The following is a 2,430-nucleotide window of genomic DNA, read 5'->3' as shown; positions in this document are numbered from 1 at the left end:
CCCGTGCCTGCTCGGCCAAAGCCGGATCGTACTCGACCGCGGTCACCTGGCCTGAGGAACCGACCAGTTCGGCCAGGATGGCGCTGTAGTAGCCCGTGCCGGCGCCGATATGCGCAATCGTGCTCCCCACGGCCGGGTCGAGCGCGTGCATCATCCGCGCATGCAGGGAGGGGCTGCCGTTGTTCACGCCCCGCTCCTGCTTGAGGGCGAACAGCACGTCCTGGTACGCGTAGACTGGGTCATTGGAGGGCAATGCCACGTATCCGCTCGAACCCTGCTGGACGTGCCAGGGCTCGAGGCCGAGGAAGCTCTCACGGGGAACGGCCGCGAACGCGTTCTCCAGGCGCTCGCTCATGATGCCGAGCAGCCCGACCATCTGGCGGGCGTAGGCGCGTCTGACGATGTCGAGTTCCGAAGCAGACATCTCGTGATCCTTTGCAGCCCCTGTGCAGTGGGACAGGAAGCCTAGAAGCAGGGCTAGCCCGTGGGAAGAGCTGGAACCTTCCCGTCGAAGCCGCCAGGCTTGGCCCGATTGGGGGAGCCGGCGGCTACCGCGAGCCGCCCATCCCTATGGTGATCGGGATCGTCCACAGGGATCAGGCCGCGAGCAGCATCCGCCTCTCGCCGACTGAGTGCCTGCTCGAAATCCCGGTGCAAAGACACGCAGCAGCGCCTCGATCCGTCGGGGCGTGTCCTCGTCCGGTCTCACGTGCTTGTGACGGTTGTAGAACTCCATGAACCCGCTGACGACCTTGTTGAACTTGAAGGCGCGCACGTCTCGGTCCACTTGGTCCTCGGAGGCCGACAGGTCGATTCTGTCGGATCCCCGGCTCTCCAGCCACCGCCGCATCCGTGACAGGAACCTGCGTTGCCCGATGATGTGCTCGTCCGACCACTCTCCGCCCTCGGAGTAGGGACCGATGAACATCAGATACAATCTCAGCTCGTCGGGATCATAGTCATCGGGACTGACGGCGTTCCCCTTCGACTTCGACATCTTGGCTCCGTCCTTCCTGATGACGCCCTGGTGGATCACCTTTCTGAACGGCTCCTCCTGCGGGACGATGCCCATGTCGAACAGCACCATATGGATGAACCGCGTGTAGATCAGGTGCATGCACGCGTGCTCAGCCCCGCCCACGTACAGGTCGACAGGCTGGTAGCAGCCCTCCGGCAGGAACTCGGTGTCGCTGTCGGTCAGGTAGCGCAGGTAGTAGAACGAGGAGTCGACAAACGTATCCAGGGTGTCCGTCTCACCCTCGACCGGAATCGGGCAGCCCCATGTCCGCTGCCGCGAGACGCACCAATCTCTCAGCTCGGCCAGCCACGCCCGCTGCATCCGCTTCGTGGACTCCGGCATGTCGATCCTGTCCAGGTTGGCGATCAGGCGGTCCCGGTAGTCCGTGATCCGGAAGTACCATTGGTTCATGTCCCGACGCTCGACCGCGCTGCCGCAGCGTTCGCAGTGTCCGTCGATGATCTGCTCGTTCGCCAGCACCGTCTCGCAGGACGGGCACCAGTTCACCTCGCCCCAGGCCTTGTAGGCCATCCCGCGCTCGTGCAAGCGCGTGAACAACCATTGCGTCCACTTCACGTAGGAAGGGCCACAGGTGATCAGGCGCTCCTCGAAGCAGGTGTTCATGCGATCCGTCTGTCGCCTGAACTGCTCGATGTTCTCGTAGGTCACATCAGCCGGGTCGCGTCCGACCTTGCGGGCGTAGTTCTCGGCCGGCAGCCCGAAGGCGTCGTAGCCGAAGGGCTGGAAGACGGTCGTGCCGCGGTGCCTCAGCCAGCGGCAGTAGGAATCGATGATGGCGTAGTTGTAGTAGTGGCCCAGATGCAGCCCCGCCGCGGACGGGTACGGGAACATCACGGCACAGTAGAAGTCGGCTTTCATGGCTCAACTCTCTGCGTTCGGGCGAACGCGCGAGAGGAGCGTCGCCCAGTTTACTTCGCGAAAACGACGAAAGGCCCGGCCGTCGTGACGACCGGGAGGCGAAGTCGCAGCATCTGAGCGAAACTGATCATGGCCTCAATGTAACGATGGCTCTAGCACGGGTCAATGCGCGGCTCGGAACAAGCCGATTGGGAGATATCGATCGTGCCAGACTGAGGGGCAGCGCTGGCCATGGAATGTCTGCTCGGGTTCAACCCAGGGAATTCTCGGCCCCTCAGGAACGTCCCGGCTTCCCTTCTTGAGCAGACATTCGGTCAGCTTCCGGGCCGCGCCACATGTTGCTACTCGCCTTGGATCAGAGCTCGAGGGGCACATCGCAGTCTGCCTGCTCACTTCGCACCGGATGATCAGATCGCGCCAATCAGCGCGTCTCCTCACAGCCTCCACCTCAGAGCGAACCTTCGGCATACCGCCGCTGCGTGCTAACTTTGGAGCGGACTTCACGATGAACAGCGATCGGTACGTCGCAGGAC

Annotated in this window: 2 protein-coding genes; both read right to left on the bottom strand. The window is 63.2% G+C overall.

What is annotated here, in order from left to right:
- On the bottom strand, positions 1–424 hold a 424-nt coding region (locus FS320_RS41810), incomplete at its 3' end, for a protein-L-isoaspartate O-methyltransferase family protein (protein ID WP_425294313.1).
- 144 nt (positions 425–568) lie between these two features.
- On the bottom strand, positions 569–1,897 hold the full coding sequence (locus FS320_RS41805) for a class I tRNA ligase family protein (protein WP_152718446.1): 1,329 nt from the start codon (positions 1,895–1,897) through the stop codon (positions 569–571).
- Positions 1,898–2,430: the final 533 nt, after the last annotated feature.

This window comes from Microvirga tunisiensis (assembly GCF_009296175.1).
Classification (GTDB): domain Bacteria; phylum Pseudomonadota; class Alphaproteobacteria; order Rhizobiales; family Beijerinckiaceae; genus Microvirga; species Microvirga tunisiensis.
Note: the sequence above shows the minus strand (reverse complement) of the source record. Positions and strands in the feature narration are given on the sequence as shown.

Excerpts from the sequence above, each read along its gene's own strand:
- FS320_RS41805 (WP_152718446.1), bottom strand. The coding sequence starts at position 1,897 with ATGAAAGCCGACTTCTACTGTGCCGTGATGTTCCCGTACCCGTCCGCG.